Here is a 17080-nt window from a genome sequence, read left to right on the forward strand (position 1 = left end):
GATGGAATCGCACATCCACGATTCGGCGACGGAGGAAGCAGACGGCTCAGCCCGATACCGAGATTCTGAGCATCGTCCGCTCCTGACTGGGATAGTGAAACCAGGGCGGATGGAATCGCACATCCACGATTCGGCGACGGAGGAAGCAGACGGCTCAGCCCGATACCGAGATTCTGAGCATCGTCCGCTCCTGACTGGGATAGTGGAATTACAGACGTTGGATTCGCCCGACCTGGGCACCCGTGTCGATCGCTCCGAATCGACAGCCCAGGTGGGAGCAGGGCGGGACCGCACACAGCGCGATGAGGGGAGGTGGGACGCCCGATGATCGCTGGAACACCGGTGCTCGACCTCGACGATGCCGCTTCGCTCGAGGCGGCCGATGTCGGCGGCGCCCTGCGCTCCGCGGCATCCGGTGGCGCGCAGGTACGCGCCACCGCGGCAGCGGTCGGTGAGGACGCGCTCGCGCGCCTCACGGATCTGCGACCACGCAGCGTGGTGTTGGTCTCCGGCGCGGGCCGGGCCGCGCGCGCCGCGAGTCTGATCGTCGCCGCACTCGGCGACCGTGCGGGCCTACCCGTGGTTCCGGTCGCTGCCCTCCCGCCGTGGGTCGGCCCGCTGGACGTGGTGCTCGTCGCGGGTGACGACGCAGGCGATCCCCGGCTGATCGATGCGGTCGACCGGGCGCAGCGCCGGGGCGCCGAAGTTGTGGTCGCGGCTCCACACGAAGGTCCGCTGCGGGCCGCCGCGGCCGGGCGAACATCACTGCTGGAGCCGCGAATTCCGGTTCTGGACCACAATCGGCTGCTGCGTTTCCTCGCGGCCTGCATCGCGGTGCTGCGCATCGTCGATCCGAACCGCTCCGGTGCGGTCGTCCCCGATCTGACCGAACTGGCCGATGTACTCGATGCCGAGGCATTGCGCGATGGCCCGCACAATGAGGTATTCCACAATCCGGCCAAGACGCTTGCCGCGCGCATGCAGCAGCGCGCCATCGTGCTGGCCGGGGACTCCCCCGCCGCCAGCGAGCTCGCCGAGCACGGCGCCGAGGTGCTTCTGCAGTCGGCGGGCAAGGTGGCCACCGCGGTGGATCTTGCCGAGGCCGTTGCCGCCAACCCTCGAATGGTCGAGGCCGCAGGCGAATCCGCGCCGAACTTCGATCCGCTGTTCCACGACGAGGAACTCGACGGACCGGCACCGGTGGAGCGCATCCGAGTATTCGTGCTCAGCGCGGATCTGGATCAGGCTGCGGCGCGCCGCCGCCTCGCCGTCTTCGGCAGCGCCGGATCGGGTCTGGTCGACGCCGATCTGGTGAGCGCGGATGTCGAACTGCTGCACACCTCGCTCACCGATCCCGCCGCGCCCGCACCCGCCCGAGTGGATGATTCGGGCGCGCCGATGCCCGGCACCATCGCCCATGCCAGCGAGCTCGAACAACTCGCGGTGCTCGCGCTGCGGTTGGAGATGGCCGCCGCCTATCTGCGATTGATCGGCTCGCGTAGCAGTGCGACACAGTCCACGGAACAGCTCGACGGGGGACACTACTAGTGCACGAACTTGTTGGTGCGCTGCGTTCCTATGCCTGGGGTTCACGCACCGCACTCGCTCAGTTGTGCGGCCGACCGGTCCCTTCCGCGCATCCCGAGGCGGAGCTGTGGTTCGGCGCACATCCCGCCGATCCGGCGTACGTCCGCTTGGAGAACAGCACCCGCTCACTGCTGGAATTGGTCGCCGATGACCCGGAGCGCGAACTCGGTACCGCCGCAACGGAATTCGATGGGCGGCTACCGTTCCTGTTGAAGATCCTGGCCGCCGAGGAACCGCTATCGCTGCAGGCGCATCCGAGTTCGGCGCAGGCGCGGGCCGGATTCGAGCGGGAGAACCTCGCGCGGGTGCCGCTGGATTCGCCGATGCGCAACTATCGCGACGAGAACCACAAGCCGGAACTGGTTGTGGCACTGGACCGCTTCGAGGCGCTGGCCGGATTCCGGGAGCCACGGCGTACGGTCGAGCTGCTGCGCGCACTGGATGTGCCGGGACTGCGCTCATATGCGGATCTGCTTGCCGCCCAACCCGATTCGGCCGGACTGCGGACGCTGTTCACGACCTGGATCACACTGCCGCAGAATGTCCTCGGCACACTGCTGCCCCAGGTGCTCGACGGGTGCGTGCGCTATCTCTCGGTGAAGGGCACTCGGGAATTCACCGCCGAGGCGCGCACCGCTCTCGAACTCGCCGAGGCATATCCGGGCGATGCCGGTGTACTGGCCGCGCTGCTGCTCAATCGGTTGACGCTGGAACCGGGACAGGGTCTGTTCCTGGCGGCGGGCAATCTGCACGCCTATCTGCGCGGGCTGGGTGTCGAGATCATGGCCAATTCCGACAATGTGCTGCGCGGCGGTCTCACGCCCAAGCATGTCGATGTGCCGGAGTTGCTGCGGGTGTTGGATTTCGAGCCGATCGATCTGCCGGTGGTGCTGCCGGAACCTGCGGGCGACGGGTCGGTGCGTTATCGGACGCCCGCGCCGGAGTTCGCGCTGCGGCGGTTCGACCTGACCGCCGGATCCGGGCAGGTTCCGCTGACCTCCGCGGGGCCGGGAATCGTGCTGTGCACGGCGGGGACCGTGCGGCTGTTGCAAGGGGTGAGCGAGCTGGTACTGGAACGCGGTGCGGCGGCATGGATATCGGCGACCGACACCGAGATTCGCGCCCAGGCTGTCGACGGTGACGCCCAGTTGTTCTGCGCGTCCGTCGGTGGCGGGAATTGACCTGTCCGCCCAGTCTGCTCGCGCTGCCTTAGGCTGTTCGTTCGACGGCCTCCTGACAGGGCCACAACAGAGCGAGTCTTACGAGCGAGGAGTTCGCGCCCGCGCGGCCGAAGACAGAGCACACGCCGCGCCGCAGGCGCGGCAAATCGAACACAGGAGGATCTGACTAGATGTCGGCTGGTGGTGGCAAGAAGGCGATTCTCGCCGCATTGTCGGCGAATGCGGGGATCGCGGCGGCGAAGTTCGTCGGCGCGTTCATCACCGGTTCGGGATCAATGCTGGCCGAGGCGGTGCACTCGGTCGCGGACACCGCCAACCAGGGGCTGCTGCTGCTCGGTCAGCGCCGGGCCGCACAGGACGCCGATGAACTGCACCCGTTCGGGTACGGGCGCAATCGCTACTTCTATTCGTTCATCGTGGCGCTGGTGCTGTTCACGCTGGGCTCGATCTATGCCATCTACGAGGGCATCCACAAGATCGAGCATCCGGAAGAGCTGAGCAATCCGATCGTCGCGATCGTCATCCTGTTCATCGCGATCTGCCTGGAGGGTTACAGCTTCACCACCGCGATGCGGGAATCCATCCCACTCAAGGGCAATTCGAGCTGGTGGCGGTTCATCCGCAATTCGCGCAGTCCGGAACTGCCGGTGGTGCTGTTGGAGGATACCGGCGCGCTGGTCGGTCTGGTCTTCGCTTTCGCGGCGGTCGGGCTGACCATGCTTACCGATGATCCGGTCTGGGATGGTATCGGCACCCTGGCCATCGGCGCCCTGCTCGGCGTTATCGCGCTGATCCTGATCGTGGAGATGCAGAGCCTGCTCATCGGTGAGGGTGCGACGCCGGAGGAGGACAAGGCGATCCGCGCCAACCTGGTCGACGGCAAGCGCATCGACCGGGTGATCCACCTCAAGACGCAGTATCTCGGGCCGGAGGAGATCCTGGTCGCGGCCAAGATCTCGATCGTGCCCGATCTGGATATCGCCGAAATCGCCACGGCCATCGATGATGCGGAGGCCAGGGTGCGGGCGGCCGTGCCCGCGGCGCGGGTGATGTATCTGGAACCCGACCTGTACCGGACGCCGCAGGCTGATTCCGCGATGCCCTGATCAGGGATTCGACGCGCGCAGCAGATCTCTCGGGTCGGTGTGGATTCCGAATTCCGTGCGCAGCACATGCCGCGCGGCGTGCATGCCCGCCATGCCGTGCACACCCGGACCCGGTGGGGTCGACGCGGAGCAGAGGTAAACGCCGGGCAGTGGGGTGGCGTAAGGATTCCAGCGCGGGACCGGGCGGAAGGCGAACTGGCGCAGGGTCATCGCGCCCGCAGAGATATCGCCGCCGATGTAGTTGGCATTGTGCGTTGGCATTTCGGCGCCGGTGACGACATTCTTGGCCAGAATCAAGTCGGTGAAGCCCGGCGCGAAGCGTTCCACCTGGGCGATGACGGCGGCGCTGATATCGCGGGTGGAACCGTTCGGGACATGGCCGTAGGTATAGAGCGTATGACCGCCCGCCGGTGCCCGCGTCGGATCGACTACGCCCGGCTGGATGGCGAGAACATACGGACGATCCGCATGTCGCCCTGCGGCGACGGTCTTTTCGACGGCCATCGCCTCAGCACGGGTACCGACAAGATGCAGTGTTCCGGCGAGTTCACACCCCGGCGCCTGCCACGGCACCGGCCCGGACAGCGCGAAGTCGACCTTGCAGGCCGCGCCGCCGTAGTGGAAGCGGCGCAACCCCTTTGCGTAATGATCCGGCAGCCGGTTCCCCGCCATGCGCAGCAGTTCGGCGGGTGCGGTATCCAGCACAATCGCATGCGCGCCACCGAATTCGTCGAGCGAGTCGACGCGATGTCCGGTGACGAGCTTGCCGCCGAGACGTTCGAGTTCGGTGATCAGCGCATCCGGAATGGCCTGACTCCCGCCGCGTGGCAGCACCCAGCCGCCGGCGTGCGCGAGTGTCGCGAGCAGCATGCCCGCGCCAGCTGCGGGGATGGCACGCGGCGGTGTGATCGCGTGGGTGGCAACGCCGGTCAGCAATGCCGGTGCCACCTGTTCGCGAAATCGCAGGTTCCACAGGGGTGAGCCCTGCTCGAGCACCCGCAGACCGAAGCGCAGTCCGATCAGTAGGTCGGCGGGCGGGCGGCGCAGATCTGACATCGCGAAATCCACGACCTGCCGCCAATGCCGGACCATCGGCTCGAAGAGCGCACGCCATGCGGCGCCGTCGCGGCCGAGACCCACGGCGGTGCGGTCCAGATCACGCCAAGCCACACCGGCCGTACCGCCGTCGAGCGGATGCGCGTAGGACACCTCGGGTGCGAGCAGTTCGACACCGTGTGCGGCCAGATCGAACGCGCGAAAGAACGGCGACGCCAATGCCATCGGATGCGCACCGGCGCAGCAATCGTGCCGATATCCAGGCAGCGTCGACTCGGCGGTGCGGCTCCCACCGCCCGCAGTGGCCTGCGCCTCGTGCACCTCGACGGTGAGGCCGGCGCGGGCCAGAATCACCGCCGCGGCAAGACCGTTGGGACCGGAACCGACCACGACGACATCGGACATACCTCGATTCTGCCCGGCCGCACCGGGCTGTGCCGTCAGCCGCGCGAGGTGTCGATCACCTCGCCACTCCCTTGACGTGTCCATTGGCTGAGCAGCACCCGGATGCGCTCCTCACGCAGATCGTCGACCAGGCGACCGCTGCGATCCAGGGTGGCGATCCCGTGCAGGGTGCTCCAGACCACCTCGGTGCCCGCCTGTAAATCGAAATCGCCCGCGAACGGTGCGTACGCGCTCTGGATCTCGACGAATGCGTCGCGCAGCGCCTGTGGTGCGTCGTTGCCGAAGGTGAGTTCGGTCTTGAGGACGAACATCGCGTCGTAGCGGGCCGGATTCTCGGTCGCGAAGTCCAGGTAGCCGCGCACCATGGCCTCGAGCGCCTCGAGCGGAGTCCTCGCGTGGGCGCGCCGCTCGCGCAGCTGTGCGGTGAGATCGACGATGCCTTCTTCGGCGACGGCCGTGACGATCGCCGTCTTGCCGGCGAAGTGGCTGTAGAGCACCGGCTGGCTGTATTCGATCTTCTCGGCGAGGCGGCGCACGGTCACCGCCTCCCAGCCCGAGGTTTCGGCGAGCTCGCGTGCGGTGTCGATGATGCGCTGGTGCCGTTCGGCGCGTTCGCGTTCTTTGCGGTTCTGGGTCGTCATAGGGAAAATTCTAGCAGCGCTAGACAACCTAACAAGGCTCCGTTATTGTTGCTCACATACCTAGCAACGCTAGAAAATAGAGCAGCGGTTCGAGCACCGCACCGAGGAGCACACCATGACCATCTCGCGCATCGCCACCGTCCTTTCCCTCATCGGCGCCGCCTTCATCCTCTACATCGGTATCAGCTACCTGGTCACTCCGGAAACCATCGCCACCGGATTCGGCCTGCCGGAATGGCCGACCGGTGATGCAGTCGCGTTCATGAATCTCAAGGGTGTCCGCGATACCGCCTCCGGACTTCTCATCCTGGTACTGCTCGCCACCGAGCAGCGTTATGCCCTCGGCATTGCCAACCTGGTCATCGCACTGGTCCCGATCGGCGACATGCTCACCGTGCTCAGCTGGGGTGGGTCCACCGCAGCGGCGTTCGGCATCCACGGGCTGACCGCCGCGTTGGTCATCCTGACCGGTGTCCTGCTGATCCGCGAGCGGAGTGTCGCCGACCGCCAGGAGCGCGCCGCCGTCAACGCCTGATCACTTGGATCCGGCTGGCCGACAACGGATATCGTTCGCGCCGCCACTGATTCCATTAGTACATGGGTAACTCGTCGGGTACGCCCAAGACTTAGCCCAGATGCCGGCCGCCGGCCCGCGACGAAACGATCGACGCGCCCGACGACCGGCAAAATATCCGGGGAGCTACAGCTAGGCCGGAACCAGATCCTTGGCGTCGTCCTGCTGCGACCGCGGGCCGTGGTCGTCGTCGACCATGGTCCGCTCGTCGAAGGGCAGTTCGCGATCGAGGACCGAGCGGACCCGGTCCACATCGACGGTCTTGGTCCAGGTGCCGACCAGTACCGTGGCGATGGCATTGCCCGAGAAATTGGTCAGCGCACGGGCTTCCGACATGAAGCGGTCGATGCCGACGATGAGGCCGACGCCGTCGAGCAGTTCGGGACGATGGCTCTGCAATCCGCCCGCCAGCGTTGCCAGACCCGCGCCGGTAACACCGGCCGCCCCCTTGGACGCGACGATCATGAACAACAGCAGGCCGACCTGTTCCCCGATATTGAGCGGTTTGCCCATCGCGTCGGCGATGAACAGCGACGCCATGGTCAGGTAGATGGCGGTGCCGTCCAGGTTGAACGAATATCCGGTAGGCACAACAACACCGACGGTGGTGCGTTCGACGCCGAGATGCTCCATCTTGGCGATCAGTCGCGGCAGTGCGGACTCCGAGGAGGAGGTGCCGACGATCAGCAGATACTCCCGAGCCAGGTAGCGGACCAGCTTGAACACCGACACCCGGGATACCGCCCACAGCAGCACACCGAGCACACCGAAGATGAAAACCAGACAGGTCAGGTAGAACGCGACCATCAGCAGTGCGAGCTGCTTGACCGCATCGAGTCCGGTCTTGCCGACCACATTCGCGATCGCGCCGAACGCACCGATCGGGGCCAGCCACAGGATCATCGACAGCACCCGGAACACCAGCTTCTGCAGCGATGCGACACCGCGCAGGATCGGCTCACCCGTCCTACCCATGGCCTGCAGCGCGAATCCGACGAGGAGCGCGACGAACAGTGCCTGCAGCACACTGCCGGTCGTCAGCGAGGACACCAGCGTGGTCGGAATGATGCTCTGGATGAAGTCCCAGGTGCCGCCGGCGGCATGCGCCTGATCGGCCAGCTTCGCGCCCTGCTTGGCGGTCTTGGCGATATTCATGCCCGACCCCGGCTCGAGCAGATTGCCGACGACCAGACCGATGCCGAGCGCGACCGTCGACATGACCAGGAAGTAGCCGAGTGCGAGCCCGCCGACCTTGCCGACACTGGCGGCCGAGCGCACCGAGCCGATACCGAGCACAATCGTGCAGAAGATGACCGGCGCGATCATCATCTTGATCAGATTGACGAACATGGTGCCGAGCGGGCCGACGTCCTGACCGAACTCGGGTGCCAGCCAGCCGACCAGAATTCCCGCGATGACAGCGACGATAACGGCCAGATACAGCCAGTGGGTACGGTCGCGTGACACCTGTCGCTGTGGTGTATCGGCGAGGTCGATTGTTCGGTCGCTGCTATCGCTCATGGTGGGTGAAGTCCCCTTCAAGTGGTACCGGCGTGAGGTGGCTCACGCCCTCACGTGCACAATGTTGGCGGCTGAGGGTGACGGCGGTCACGCTTTGGTGCATTACGTTCAATGGCTCGAGGGAAAGAAAGTGTTGCGCGGTGAGAAACACGGGGGACGCGGTCGGCTATCGCTGGCCGGTCAGGTCTTCGTGCTCCAGCTCGTGGTGCTCGGGCTGGTCATCGGAATCGGGGCGGTGCTCGCGGTGCTGGATGCCAGGCATGACAGCGATGTCACCACCACACGCGAGGTCACCGCTGTCGCGGTGACGGTGGCGGACGCGCCGTCGACCGTCGCGGCCCTGCGCACTCCCGACCCCACCGCCCTCTTGCAACCGGTCACCGAACAGACCCGCAAGGCCACCGGGATGGACTTCATCGTGGTAATGGCGCCGGATCGGACCCGCTACACCCACACCACGCCCGCGCTCATCGGCCAACCGTTCAGCGGCAATATCGATCGGGCGCTCGCCGGGGAGACGTTCACCGAGACGTATACCGGAACGCTCGGTCCCTCCATTCGGGCGGTCACACCGGTCTACGACGACGGGCACATCATCGCATTGGTGTCGGCGGGTGTGACCAGGGCGCGAATCGGCGATCAGGTCGGTACGCAATTGCCGTTGATTCTCGGCGTGGCCGCGGCGGGCCTGGCGGTCGCGGCGGCCGGGTCGTTCCTGCTGAGTCGCCGGATTCGCCGGCAGACGCACGGTCTCGCGCCCGATGAGCTGCGCACACTGTACGAACAGCACGATGCGGTATTGCATTCGATCCACGAGGGGCTGGTTGTGTTCGGGCCGAACGGTGTGGGTGCGGAGGTGGTCAACGACGAGGCGCGCAGGTTGCTCGATCTGCCCGATGGGCCCGTCGTGCGTTCGGATCTGCCGATCTCGATGCAGCGGATGAGTTGGGGGGTGGTTCGCGACGAGATGCATGTGACCAAGGATCGGATCCTGCTGGTCAATCAGGATGTGGTCACCTGGGAGCGGCGGCCGATCGGCACCGTGATCACCATTCGTGACCACACCGAATTGCGCACCGTGATGGGCGAACTCGATTCGGTGCGCGGTTTCGCGGAATCGTTGCGGGCGCAGGCGCACGAATCGGCCAACCGGCTGCACACCGTGATCACCATGGTGGAGTTGGGACGCTATCGGGAGGCGGTGGAATTCGCGACCGCGGAACTGCAACTGTCCCAAGCCCTTATCGATCGGCTGCTCACCTCGGTCGGCGATCCGGCGCTGGCGGCACTGCTGCTCGGTAAAGTGAACCAGGCGGCCGAGCGCGGCATCGAGCTGACGATCACCGAGGATACGGCGCTCGATTCCACCGCGCCGCTATCGGCGCAGGAGACCGTTACGCTGGTCGGCAATCTGATCGACAACGCCATCGACGCGGCCGCCGACGGTGCCGTCGGCTGGGTGGAAGTGACAGTGCGTCAACAGGATTCGTCGGTCGATCCGGCGCTGGCAGCCGATCCGGCGCTCGCCGTCGAATCGGCCGCGGCATTCGATTCGGTGCGCTCGGCGAACGGTTCGGCACTGCAGGTCCGCGTCGCCGACAGCGGACCCGGAATGTCGGCCGAAACCTTCGCCCGCGCCGCCGAGCGCGGCTACTCCACCAAGGCCGACCATCATGGCCTCGGGCTGGCGCTGGTCCATCGACTGGTCGACCGCCACGGCGGCGTGATCGGCACCGAACGAGATCCGGAAAGTGCCGTGACCGTGACGATCCCCCGAAAGGATGCACGATGATCCGAGTGTTGATCGTCGAGGACGAGCCCTTGATCGCCGAGGCGCACCGTGCCTACGTCGAACGGATTCCGGGGTTCACCGCAGTCGCGGTCGCGCACACCGGCCGCGAGGCCATGCGCGCCGCCGCCGATGCTGCCGCCGAGAGTGCGCCGATCGACCTGGTACTCATGGATATCGGACTGCCCGATGCCAGCGGCCTTGACGTGGCCGCCGCCCTGACCGGCCTCGCGCCCCGCCCCGATGTCATCGCCATCACCTCGGCCCGCGACCTGGCCATGGTGCGCACCGCGGTCTCCTACGGTGTCGTCCTATATCTCCTGAAACCGTTCACCTTCGCCGCTTTCCGCGACAAACTCGAACGCTACCGTGAATTCCGCACCGCCCTGCCCGCGGGCGAAACAGCCATCTCCCAACACGACATCGACCGCGCCCTCAGCGCCCTACGCACCTCCGACCAACGCGCCACCGCCCCCAAAGGTGTTGCACCCCAGACATTGGACGAAATCTCCCGCACAGTCCGCGACGCCCCCGGCGGACTGACCGCCGCCGACGCAGCAAGCAAGGTCGGTGTTTCACGCATTACGGCATGGCGCTACCTGGAGAAACTCGCCGAGGACGGCCTTGTCGACCGCAAATCCGACTACGGCCGCGCGGGCCGCCCCAAAACCCGTTACTTCTGGAAGCCGCGCCCGGAGTGATCTGACACTGCGGGCACGGATGTGCACACTTTTGGTCACTCCGGCACCGGTGCCGCGTTCGGCGGACAATCAGTTCAGGGCGGTGAAGATATGTCGGGCCGCCTCGGCTATCAGGTCTTCGCTGGGTTGGGCGTCATAGCCGCTTGGACGGTCCGACATGATCGCCAGCAGTAGCGGCGGGCGCCCGGGTGGGGTCACGATGGCGATGTCGTTGGCGCGACCGTAGTTGCCGGTGCCGGTCTTGTTGGCGACGGTCCAGCGTTCGGGGGTGGCGGATTTGATGCGTTTCGCACCGGTGACATTGCGCTCGAGCCAATCCGTCAGCAGTGCCCGCTTGTCATCCGGGAGCGCCGAGCCCAGGATCAGCGTCCGGAAATCGGCGGCGATCGCACGGGGCGTGGTGGTGTCGGAATCATCGCCCGGGACAACGCTATTGAGCTCGGGCTCGTAGTTGTCCATCCGGCCGATCCGGTCGCCGAGGCCGTGTAGGTAGTCGGTGAATCCGGCCGTTCCGCCGATCTTGTCGAGTAGCAGATTGCCCGCAGTGCCGTCGCTGTAGCGGACCGCCGCGTCGCACAGTTCGCCGATTGTCATCCCGGACTCGACCCGGTCCTGGGTGATCGGCGAGATGGATCGAATGTCTTCGCGCGTGAAGTACACCCGAGTATCCAAATACGACAGCGGATTTCGCGACAGCACCGCGGCCGCGGCAAGTGCCTTGAACGTCGAGCAGAACGCGAAGCGCTCATCCGCCCGATACGCGAGCGTAGTTTCGGTTCCGGTATCGACGGCGAAGATCCCCAGTCGAGCATCGAATCGCCGTTCCAGTTCGGAGAAGTACGCCGCCGAGTCCGGTCGCGCCGCCGAATCGGATACCGACGCCGCGGCGATCTCGCCAACGGGCCCCTTCGTGCAGGCGACCACCGTGGTCAGCAGCGCAATGCCGAGCAGCGCGCGCCGCCCGGAATCGGTTCCGGCAGAACGAGTCATGACTCACCTTCCGTATCGCAGCACTTGTTCGATCTTCGCCGCAAAGTCCGGAGCCGTCGACCGAGTCCTCGCGACGTTCTGTCCGTGCGCAGTGGCACTTCGGAAAATCGAGCCCACCGCCGCGGGCGTAGTGGGTTCACGAGGCATGCCACAGCGGCGCGGCCTAGTGACGGGTGTTTTGGGGGCTGCGCGGAGGTGGGCGCGTTCGCCCTGTTTGCCGAAAAGGCTGAGGAATTCGACCGGTTCGGCGTCGGCGGCGCCGAACCAGTGTGGGACGCGGGTGTCGAATTCGGCGGCCTCGCCAGGGGGGAGGATGAGGTCGTGTTCGCCGAGGATGAGGCGTAGGCGTCCGTTGAGGACATAGAGCCATTCGTAGCCCTCGTGGGTCTGCGGGTCGGGTTCTCTGCGGCGCCCTTCGGGCGGAATGACGATCTTGTAAGCCTGGATGCCGCCTGGTCGGCGAGTCAGGGGCAAGTAGGTCATGCCGTGGCGGTCGACGGGGCGCAAGTGGATGCGCGGATCGCCGGTGGGTGGGGCGTCGACGAGTTCGTCGAGGGTGACGCCGTGTGCCTTGGCCAGCGGCAGTAGCAGTTCCAGGGTTGGGCGGCGGGCACCGGATTCCAGACGCGACAGCGTGCTCACGGAGATACCGGTTTCCGTCGAGAGATCGGACAGTGTGGTTTCGCGCTGACGGCGCAGCGTGCGTAACCGAGGCCCGACCGCGTCGAGGGCTCGGCCGAGATCGTCGTCCATAACCGCCAGCTTGCCATATCGGCAAATTACTTTGCCAGTATTACCTACCAGCCGGCATGGTCGTCCACAGGAGGTGGTCATGGTGACTGTTCAGCTGCAAGACGGCTATGACGTGGTGGTGATCGGCGGTGGCGCGGCCGGATTGAGCGGCGCGCTGATGCTGGCCCGGATGCGACGGTCGGTGGTTGTGGTCGATGCGGGCCAACCGCGCAATGGCCCGGCCGAGGGCGTGCACGGACTGCTCGCCAGGGACGGAACGCCGCCGGGCGAGTTGCTGGAACGCGGTCGGGCCGAGGTCCGCGGCTACGGCGGAACAGTGGTGCACGGGGAGGTCACCGCCGCCGTGCGCGATGCCGACGGGTTCGTGGTGCGGCTGGGTGACCGGTCCGTGCGAGCTCGCCGGCTATTGGTGACCACCGGGCTGGTCGATGAGCTACCCGAGATCGCGGGACTGCGGCAGCGTTGGGGCCGCGATGTGATCCACTGCCCGTACTGCCACGGCTGGGAGGTCCGTGACCAGGCCATCGGTGTACTCGGGACCGGCCCGATGGCGGTGCACCAAGCGCTGCTGTTCCGTCAGCTCTCCGACGATGTCACCTACTTCTCGCACACCACGCCACCGACCGCCGAACAGTCCGAGGAGTTGCACGCCCGAGGTATTCGCATGGTGGATGGCGAGGTGACCGCGCTGGAGATCGTCGACGACCGCCTCGCGGGAGTGCGATTGAGCGACGGCACCGTGGTCCCCCGCGAGGTCGCGACGGTCGGCTCGCGGATGGTCGCCCGCGCGAACTTCCTCGCGGCACTCGGACTGCGGCCGACCGAACATCCCGCCGGTGTCGGCGAATACATCCCCACCGACACCACCGGCCGCACCGACGTGCCCGGTGTCTGGGCCGCAGGCAATATCACCGACCTGACGGCCCAGGTCGGCGCGGCCGCCGCGGCAGGCGCGGCCGCCGCGGCCCAGATCAACGCCGATTTGGTCGCAGAGCAGACCCGCCGAGCCGTTGCCGCCTACCGCGAACCGTTCTCGGCCGAAACCGAAGCGCAACTGTCTACGGCCCTGATGGGAGACCGTCGGCACGGCATGTAGCGATGGCCCTCAGACTGTCGTCGGCTCGGGAGCCGGGCTGCTGGCCCGGCGACCGAGCCGAACCGGCATCCGCTCGTATCCGTGCAGCGTGAACAGTTGCCGGCGCTGTGGTGTCCCATCGAGTTGCAGGTTCGGGAACCGCTCGAACAAGGACTGCAGCGCGTAAGTGCCTTCCATGCGGGCCAGGCTCGCCCCGAGGCAGACGTGGATGCCGCTACTGAATGTCAAGTGCTCCTTGGCATTCGAGCGACCGACATCGAACGCATCGGGATCGGCGAAGACCGCGGGGTCACGGTTCGCACCTGCCAGCGACAGCACCACGGTGCTGCCCTTGTGCATCGGCACACCCTCGAGTTCCAACTCGGTCGATGCGATACGCGCGGTCGTCTGCACGGGCGGATCGATGCGCAGCACCTCTTCGATCGCATTCGGCCAGAGGTCGGGTTCGGCGCGCAACCGATCCAATTGTTCGGGATGGTTGACCAACTGGGCGACACCATTGCCTATCAGGTTGACCGTGGTCTCGAAACCCGCGCCCATCAACAGGCTCGCGGTCGCCTTCAAGGCGAAATCGTCGAGTTCGCCCGCGGTGACCAGACTGCTGAGGATGTCATCGCCCGGTTCGCGACGCAGTCGCGCGATATGGGTGTCGAGGTAGTCGTTCATCACTTCCATCGCACCGAGCGCGCGCCGGTACGCCCGCCAGGAGATCCCGATATCGAGTAACGGCGTCGCCTGATCGCCCCAGTTCAGGAATAAATTTCGGTCCTTTTCCGGGAAGCCGAGCATTTCCGAGATGATGGCGATCGGCACCTGCGCGGCATACGACTCGATCAGATCGGCCGAACCGCCCGAGGGCAGCGCACCGAGCAGTTCCTCGGTGACCGTCTCGACCCGTTCACGCAAGCGACCGATCGCGCGCGGAGTGAAGGCCGAGGCGACCCGCTTGCGCATCCGCGTATGTTCCGGCGGATCGATGACCAGCATGGACGGCGGCTCAACCGGATTCGGCGGTGTGGGAAGCCGCTTGGCGAGCAACTGCACCGGCTTCGGAATATTGAAGGTATCGGCGGTACGTACACCGAATCGGTTGTCCCGCAGGACGGTTCGACAAAGATCGTAGTCGAAGCTCGCCCACGCGATCGAGGTGCGCTGCAGCCGTCCCCGTCCGCGCAGTCGCTCGATCAGTGGATAGGGATCGGCAAGACCGTCCGGTCCGCCTATCAGCTGGGCGAACGGATCACCGCGCCGTGCCTGGGCGCGCAGGGCCAACCGCGGCGCACCCTGCACCGATAACCACCGGAACCAATATTGCGGCTTCATCTGCTCACCAACCCCATCGTTGCGCGACAATCCCACCGTACGCACTCCCCGGTGCCGGCGGAACGTCCCCTGGTCGGACGCCGACCGATACCAGGGTAGGAGTTCAGCCGCGCTGCGCGGTGACCCGCTCGGATTCGATGCGCTGCTCGCGCAGTGCCGGATCCGGATTGACCACCTGCACCAGTGCGGCCCCGGCGACCAGCACCGCGACGAATCCGTCGATCAGTTCGGCCGGGGTATCCCAGGAAGCGCTCGACAACACCCGGTCGCCCTCGGAAAACCCCTGTAGCACAGCGGATTTCCGAGCCTCGGCGAGCACCTCGGAGACCGGCATCCCATCCAGCGCCACCCCGGCTCCGCGCGGCATGAAGTGGTCGCCGTGCACCCGCACGGAGGTGGCGAAATCGGTGATGCCGATCGGCAGATCGCGCACCGGCATCCCGAAGGCATCCAGCGAGAGCGCGGCGACCTCTGGAATGCCGTCGGTCTCGGCCAACCGCTCGGCGGTCGCCAGCGCCAGATCAGCATCCGGGTCGGGACCGAGCACCACCTCGGTCCCGGCCCACCAGCAGCCCAACAGCACCGCGGCGGTCTGCCAGTGCGCGGGCAGCAGCACCGCGATGCGCGCCCCCGGGCTCAGTCCGAATTCGTCGCGGATCAAATTGGCGGTCTTGGCTGCCCAGTTCGCCAGCGTCAGCCCGGACAGTTCGATCCGAGCGCCGGTGGCGTCGTCGTAGTAGGTGATGCGCGGACCAGCAGGGTCGCGCTCGAGGATCGGATCCAGCACCGCCTCGGTGAGGGTCAGCACATGGTCTCGGTCACGCATGGGTCAATTCACGCATGGTCAATTCACGCATTTCGGTCCGTTCTGGCCTGCGTCGATCGGTGGGGCCGGCGGTACGGGCGTTGCGGTGCTCGACGTTCCGGAGAAGTCGAACATGCTGCCCGCGGGCGAGCCCGGACCAGAATAGTCGCTTGCCAGCACGACGCTGACCGAATCCGGGGACAACGTGCTGTCCGCGATGACCGTCAGCCCGCCCAGCGCCTTCGCGACTGCTTTGGCCTTCGGATCAGCGGTATCCATCGCGAGGACTCGACTGCTGGTGACGCTCGGCCCGGTGTAGTTGCCGACCAATCCCTCCTGGAATCCTTTGGCCGTCAACGCCCGTGCCACCTGACCCGCCAGCCCGCCGATCCCGCTCGCATTGAACACGCTGACGCTCACCGATGTCGGATCGTTCGTCGGCTCGGCGTGATCGGCCGACTTGCCCTCGACCAGCGACGCCACATACGACTTGACCGCCTTCGGATCCACCCGCACGACCGATTCGCCGTCGCTCGTCGTGTCGTTGAGATCGGCGACCGGAATCGTCTCGAAACTGACCTGACCGCCCGAAAGATCCTTCAGCTGGCGCAGAAACGCGAGCACGTCCCAATCGTCGTCCAGTACGACGGTGCGCCCGACCGCATCACTGAGATTCTGCAACTTGCCCGGATTGCTCAGTGTCTTGGCGCTGAGCACCTGGCCGACCAGTTGCGCCATGAAGACCTGCTGGCGCACGATCCGGTCCAGATCGCCACGCGGCAGATCGTGACGCTGACGCACGAAGCTCAAAGCCTGTGGGCCGTCGAGCTTCTGGCGACCCGCCCGGAAGTCGGCGCCGGACATCCATTCGTCCACGGGATTGTTCAGGCATACGTCGACCCCGCCGACCGCTTCGGTCAGCAGCACGAAGCCGAGCAAACTGACCTCGGCGTAGTGGTCGACGGTAATGCCTGTGAGATTGGCCACGGTCTTGATCAGCGCCTGCCGCCCCGCCTGGGTGGACTGTTTATCCGCGTCGGCCTCCGAAACGCCCTGGTTGATCAGCTTGGCCCGCTGGGTCTCCTTGGTCGAGCCATAGGCCGAGTTGATCTTGCCCGTGCCGACGCCCGGAATGTCGACATAGGAATCGCGGGGAATGGAAATGGCGGTGGCGGAGCGGCCGTCGTTCGGCACGCGAACCAGCACGATGGTGTCAGTATTGGTGCCGACCTCGTTGCCCGCGTGCAACGTGGCGCGCTCGTTGCTGCTGAGCGGATTTCCGTGCGCATCGGTGCGGCTGTCCACACCGACCAGCAGGATGTCGACGGCGCCGTCGCTGCCACCGCCGAGGCCGAGGCCGCCGATGCGTTCGATACTCGAGATCAGCGAGTCCACGCTGTGCCAGGCGAATCCGGTGATGAGCAGGACCAGCACCGCTCCGACCGCGACGAACGCACGAATCGGACCGAAGCCGCCCCCGGCCCCGGACAGTCGCGACGACGCTGTCGCCCTCACCTTCTGCGGCACCACTGCATCCTCTCGCCGAACCCGA

At 66.2% G+C, this 17080-nt stretch carries 14 protein-coding genes and 1 pseudogene; 7 read left to right on the forward strand and 8 right to left on the reverse strand.

Going from position 1 to position 17080, the window contains the following annotated elements:
* The first annotated feature begins 324 nt into the window (after positions 1-324).
* The 3 genes from AB0L58_RS08695 to AB0L58_RS08705 all read left to right on the forward strand — a co-directional run bounded on the left by AB0L58_RS08695 (position 325) and on the right by AB0L58_RS08705 (position 3874).
* On the forward strand, positions 325-1548 hold the full coding sequence (locus AB0L58_RS08695; RefSeq protein WP_364383378.1) for a tobH protein: 1224 nt from the start codon (positions 325-327) through the stop codon (positions 1546-1548).
* The gene (gene manA, locus AB0L58_RS08700) at positions 1548-2768 is read left to right on the forward strand and encodes a mannose-6-phosphate isomerase, class I (protein ID WP_364383381.1); all 1221 of its coding nucleotides are present in this window, start codon (positions 1548-1550) and stop codon (positions 2766-2768) included. The genes AB0L58_RS08695 and manA overlap by 1 nt, the downstream gene beginning before the upstream one ends.
* A 170-nt stretch (positions 2769-2938) precedes the next feature.
* Positions 2939-3874 carry a cation diffusion facilitator family transporter gene (locus AB0L58_RS08705; RefSeq protein WP_364383384.1) on the forward strand — a complete coding sequence of 312 codons (936 nt, stop codon included), beginning with the start codon at positions 2939-2941 and terminating at the stop codon, positions 3872-3874.
* Here AB0L58_RS08705 and AB0L58_RS08710 read toward each other — a convergent pair whose 3' ends face one another.
* Together AB0L58_RS08710 and AB0L58_RS08715 are read right to left on the reverse strand one after the other, a co-directional pair.
* A complete protein-coding gene (locus AB0L58_RS08710; protein WP_364383387.1) occupies positions 3875-5335 on the reverse strand; it encodes an NAD(P)/FAD-dependent oxidoreductase in 1461 nt (486 codons plus the stop codon).
* Between the two features lie 35 nt (positions 5336-5370).
* The gene (locus AB0L58_RS08715; protein WP_364383389.1) at positions 5371-5976 is read right to left on the reverse strand and encodes a TetR/AcrR family transcriptional regulator; all 606 of its coding nucleotides are present in this window, start codon (positions 5974-5976) and stop codon (positions 5371-5373) included.
* 115 nt (positions 5977-6091) lie between these two features.
* Between AB0L58_RS08715 and AB0L58_RS08720 the strand changes: the two genes are divergently transcribed.
* On the forward strand, positions 6092-6511 hold the full coding sequence (locus AB0L58_RS08720) for a DUF4267 domain-containing protein (RefSeq protein WP_364383392.1): 420 nt from the start codon (positions 6092-6094) through the stop codon (positions 6509-6511).
* A 171-nt stretch (positions 6512-6682) separates the two neighbouring features.
* Here AB0L58_RS08720 and AB0L58_RS08725 read toward each other — a convergent pair whose 3' ends face one another.
* The gene (locus AB0L58_RS08725) at positions 6683-8071 is read right to left on the reverse strand and encodes a cation:dicarboxylase symporter family transporter (protein ID WP_364383395.1); all 1389 of its coding nucleotides are present in this window, start codon (positions 8069-8071) and stop codon (positions 6683-6685) included.
* Positions 8072-8201: 130 nt separating this feature from the next.
* On the opposite strand from AB0L58_RS08725, the gene AB0L58_RS08730 reads away from it, so the two are divergent.
* Both AB0L58_RS08730 and AB0L58_RS08735 read left to right on the forward strand, forming a co-directional pair.
* Positions 8202-9863, forward strand: a complete 1662-nt coding sequence (locus AB0L58_RS08730) for a sensor histidine kinase (protein ID WP_364383398.1) — start codon at positions 8202-8204, stop codon at positions 9861-9863.
* Positions 9860-10561, forward strand: a complete 702-nt coding sequence (locus AB0L58_RS08735; RefSeq protein ID WP_364383401.1) for a response regulator — start codon at positions 9860-9862, stop codon at positions 10559-10561. The genes AB0L58_RS08730 and AB0L58_RS08735 overlap by 4 nt, the downstream gene beginning before the upstream one ends.
* A 69-nt stretch (positions 10562-10630) precedes the next feature.
* On the opposite strand, the gene bla is transcribed toward AB0L58_RS08735, so the two are convergent.
* Together bla and AB0L58_RS08745 are read right to left on the reverse strand one after the other, a co-directional pair.
* The gene (gene bla, locus AB0L58_RS08740; protein ID WP_364383404.1) at positions 10631-11551 is read right to left on the reverse strand and encodes a class A beta-lactamase; all 921 of its coding nucleotides are present in this window, start codon (positions 11549-11551) and stop codon (positions 10631-10633) included.
* A 186-nt stretch (positions 11552-11737) separates the two neighbouring features.
* Positions 11738-12304 (reverse strand): annotated as a pseudogene (locus AB0L58_RS08745) (XRE family transcriptional regulator); the annotation flags it as partial.
* A gap of 79 nt (positions 12305-12383) precedes the next feature.
* Between AB0L58_RS08745 and AB0L58_RS08750 the strand changes: the two are divergent.
* On the forward strand, positions 12384-13400 hold the full coding sequence (locus AB0L58_RS08750) for an NAD(P)/FAD-dependent oxidoreductase (RefSeq protein WP_364383407.1): 1017 nt from the start codon (positions 12384-12386) through the stop codon (positions 13398-13400).
* Between the two features lie 9 nt (positions 13401-13409).
* On the opposite strand, the gene AB0L58_RS08755 is transcribed toward AB0L58_RS08750, so the two are convergent.
* The 3 genes from AB0L58_RS08755 to AB0L58_RS08765 form a co-directional block, all read right to left on the reverse strand.
* Positions 13410-14723: a cytochrome P450 gene (locus tag AB0L58_RS08755; protein WP_364383410.1), complete on the reverse strand. Its 1314-nt coding sequence runs from the start codon at positions 14721-14723 to the stop codon at positions 13410-13412.
* Between the two features lie 103 nt (positions 14724-14826).
* On the reverse strand, positions 14827-15549 hold the full coding sequence (locus tag AB0L58_RS08760) for a TIGR03089 family protein (protein WP_364383413.1): 723 nt from the start codon (positions 15547-15549) through the stop codon (positions 14827-14829).
* Between the two features lie 18 nt (positions 15550-15567).
* Entirely contained in the window at positions 15568-17019 is a 1452-nt protein-coding gene (locus tag AB0L58_RS08765) for an LCP family protein (RefSeq protein ID WP_364384490.1), read from the reverse strand.
* Positions 17020-17080 lie beyond the last annotated feature (61 nt).

Origin of the sequence: Nocardia sp. NPDC052112 (genome assembly GCF_040680135.1) — a bacterium.
Lineage (GTDB): Bacteria > Actinomycetota > Actinomycetes > Mycobacteriales > Mycobacteriaceae > Nocardia.

Excerpts from the sequence above, each read along its gene's own strand:
- AB0L58_RS08695 (WP_364383378.1), top strand. The coding sequence starts at position 325 with ATGATCGCTGGAACACCGGTGCTCGACCTCGACGATGCCGCTTCGCTC.
- AB0L58_RS08705 (WP_364383384.1), top strand. The coding sequence starts at position 2,939 with ATGTCGGCTGGTGGTGGCAAGAAGGCGATTCTCGCCGCATTGTCGGCG.
- AB0L58_RS08710 (WP_364383387.1), bottom strand. The coding sequence starts at position 5,335 with ATGTCCGATGTCGTCGTGGTCGGTTCCGGTCCCAACGGTCTTGCCGCG.
- AB0L58_RS08715 (WP_364383389.1), bottom strand. The coding sequence starts at position 5,976 with ATGACGACCCAGAACCGCAAAGAACGCGAACGCGCCGAACGGCACCAG.
- AB0L58_RS08720 (WP_364383392.1), top strand. The coding sequence starts at position 6,092 with ATGACCATCTCGCGCATCGCCACCGTCCTTTCCCTCATCGGCGCCGCC.
- AB0L58_RS08725 (WP_364383395.1), bottom strand. The coding sequence starts at position 8,071 with ATGAGCGATAGCAGCGACCGAACAATCGACCTCGCCGATACACCACAG.
- AB0L58_RS08735 (WP_364383401.1), top strand. The coding sequence starts at position 9,860 with ATGATCCGAGTGTTGATCGTCGAGGACGAGCCCTTGATCGCCGAGGCG.
- bla (WP_364383404.1), bottom strand. The coding sequence starts at position 11,551 with ATGACTCGTTCTGCCGGAACCGATTCCGGGCGGCGCGCGCTGCTCGGC.
- AB0L58_RS08750 (WP_364383407.1), top strand. The coding sequence starts at position 12,384 with ATGGTGACTGTTCAGCTGCAAGACGGCTATGACGTGGTGGTGATCGGC.
- AB0L58_RS08755 (WP_364383410.1), bottom strand. The coding sequence starts at position 14,723 with ATGAAGCCGCAATATTGGTTCCGGTGGTTATCGGTGCAGGGTGCGCCG.
- AB0L58_RS08760 (WP_364383413.1), bottom strand. The coding sequence starts at position 15,549 with ATGCGTGACCGAGACCATGTGCTGACCCTCACCGAGGCGGTGCTGGAT.